The organism is Micrococcus sp. KRD026 (genome assembly GCF_017168445.1).
Lineage (GTDB): Bacteria > Actinomycetota > Actinomycetes > Actinomycetales > Micrococcaceae > Micrococcus > Micrococcus luteus.
In genome coordinates, this window is sequence record NZ_JABFBA010000022.1 from 1 (window position 1) to 2484 (window position 2484).

The window sequence follows — 2484 nt, forward strand, 5'->3', positions numbered from 1 at the left end:
TCTCCCACCCGCGCTCCACCCCGCAGAATCCCGCTGTTCTCGGCGGTCTCCCAGCCCGGCCCGTAGTATCGGGACGGACAACTGTGGAAAGGGGCCCCGTCGTGGGACTTCTGGACAACCTCGAACGCGGCCTGGAGCGGGCCGTGCGCTCGGCCTTCTCGGCCGGCGGTCCGCGGGCGGTCAAGCCGGTGGAGATCGCCTCGGCCCTGCGACAGGCGATGGACGACGAGTCGTTCGCGCTGTCCGAGGGCCACACGGTCGCGCCCAACAGCTACGTGGTCCACTTCTCCCCCGCCGACTTCGAGCGCGCCCGCTCGTGGGGGTCCACCCTCGCCAGCGAGCTGTGCGACGAGGTCATCCGCCACGCCGACTCCCAGGGCTATGCGCTGCCCGGCACGGTCCGGGTCGCCTTCCACCCGGACGCGGACGTGCGCGCCGGGGACCTGCGCGTCGTCACCCGCCTGGACGACGGCTCGCTCACCGCCCCGGCCCCCCACGACGACGGCGCCTCGCCCGCCACCGCCCACGGCCCGGGAGCCTCGGCCGCGGCGCCGGACCGACTGGTCGAGGACCTGCCGGCGCCGCCCACGCCGACCAGCCGACCGTCGTGATGGGCCGCCCCGTGACCGGGCCCGCCGGCCCGGCCCTCGAGCTGGACGGCCGCATGCTCCCCCTGGACGGGGACGACCTCATCCTCGGCCGCTCGGCCGAGCGTGCCGACCTCGTGATCCCGGACTCCTCGGTGTCCCGCGAACACCTGCGCCTGCTCACCGTCGGCTCCACGGTCACGCTCCTGGACCTGGGCAGTCGCAACGGCGTGCTCGTCAACGGCCGCCGCGTGGACGGCTCCGTCACCCTGCGCGACGGGGACGTGGTGACCGTCGGCCAGACCGAGCTGCTGTTCTTCGGCGGGACGGGGGGCCGCGCATGAGCGAGCTCGCCGTCGCCGTGCTCCGCATGGGCCTGCTGCTGGCCCTGTGGGTGCTGATCATCTCCATCGTCATGGCGCAGGGCCGCGACCTCGTGGTCGGCCGACGCAACAAGACACGCCTCCAGCAGGCCCAGCGCGACGCCGGCCTGGTCACCGCGGTGCCCGCGGCCGGGGCCGCCGGGGCGGGCTCGTCCGCGGTCGACCGCCCCGCGCCCGCGTCGACGCCGGCCCCCGCCGCGTCCGCGCCGACGACGCCGGCCCCGCGGCTGTCCCGGACCCTGCGGGTGGTCGAGGGCCCGAAGGCCGGGCAGACCATCGCCCTGGAGGGCCGTCCCCTGCTGATGGGCCGCGCCCAGGACGCCGACCTGGTGCTCGTGGACGACTACGCCTCCGGCCGCCACGCCCGGCTGTTCCCGCAGGGCACCCGCTGGTTCCTCGAGGACCTCGGCTCCACGAACGGCACCTACGTGAACGGCGCCCCCGTCACCCGCGCGCTGCCCGTGGGCCCCGGCACGGCCATCCGCATCGGCAAGACCGTCATGGAGCTCGAGGCCTGACCCATGACCCTCGTCCTCCGCTACGCCGCCCGCTCCGACGTCGGCCGCGTCCGTGCCAAGAACGACGACTCCGCCTACGTGGGCCGTCATCTGGCCGTGCTCGCGGACGGCATGGGCGGGCACGTGGGCGGCGACGTGGCAAGCGCGTCCACGGTGCTGGACCTGGCCCCGCTGGATGCGGTGGGCTACGAGGACCCGGCCACGGTGCTGCCGGACGAGATCCAGAACGCCAACCTGATCCTCAACGAGCTGGTGCACGCCAACCCCAAGCTCGCCGGCATGGGCACCACGTGCACCGCCGGCCTGCTCGCGGGGACCACGCTGCACATCGCGCACATCGGCGACTCCCGTGCCTACCGGCTCGCGGACGGCGAGTTCTCCCAGGTCACCACGGACCACACGTTCGTGCAGAAGCTCGTCGACGAGGGGCGCCTCGAGGCCGGGGAGGCCCCGTTCCACCCGAACAAGAACGTGCTCATGCGCGTGCTCGGCGACGTGGACGCCTCCCCCGAGCTGGACGTGTTCGAGGTGCCCGTCGCCCCCGGAGAACGGTGGCTGTTCTGCTCGGACGGCCTCACGGACGTGGTCCCCCCCGAGAAGATCCACGAGGTGCTGCGGGACTCGGAGGCTCTCAACCAGGCCGTCGACACCCTCGTGGACCTCACCCTCAAGGGCGGCGCCCCGGACAACGTCACCGTGGTGGCGTTCGAGATCGCGGAGGGCACGGCGGAGGAGCTGGCCCCCGTCCCGGACGTCCACCTGTCCGAGCAGGCCCTCGCCGCCGCCCACCCGCCCGAGGTCGGCCCGGTCTCCGGCCTGCTGCTGCGCGAGGACCTGGACGCACGGCCTCACCTGCTCGTCGGCGCGGCCTCCAACGCCGTGAAGACCGATCGCATCCCCGTGGTCACCCGCAGCTCCACGCGCCGCCGTGCCGCCGCCCTGCTCGGCGAGACGCCCGTGCCGGAGAACCGTCCCCGGCGCACCGCGGCCGTCCTC

4 protein-coding genes are annotated in these 2484 nt (G+C 74.4%); all 4 read left to right on the top strand.

The features are described 5' to 3' along the window. Window positions 1–101 precede the first annotated feature (101 nt). Window positions 102–611, top strand: coding sequence for a DUF3662 domain-containing protein (locus J1M40_RS12735; protein ID WP_342356894.1), 510 nt, complete (start codon window positions 102–104; stop codon window positions 609–611). 11 nt (window positions 612–622) lie between these two features. Next, on the top strand, window positions 623–931 hold the full coding sequence (locus J1M40_RS12740; protein WP_342345119.1) for an FHA domain-containing protein: 309 nt from the start codon (window positions 623–625) through the stop codon (window positions 929–931). Then, window positions 928–1488, top strand: a complete 561-nt coding sequence (locus J1M40_RS07540; RefSeq protein ID WP_044659734.1) for an FHA domain-containing protein — start codon at window positions 928–930, stop codon at window positions 1486–1488. Before J1M40_RS12740 ends, J1M40_RS07540 begins: the two co-directional genes overlap by 4 nt. Before the next feature lie 3 nt (window positions 1489–1491). Next, window positions 1492–2484, top strand: a 993-nt coding sequence (locus J1M40_RS07545; RefSeq protein ID WP_206450651.1) for a PP2C family serine/threonine-protein phosphatase, incomplete at its 3' end; no start/stop codon positions are given.

What these genes read in the sequence shown, in the direction of transcription:
- J1M40_RS07540 (WP_044659734.1), top strand. Translation starts at nt 928, where the DNA reads ATGAGCGAGCTCGCCGTCGCCGTGCTCCGCATGGGCCTGCTGCTGGCC.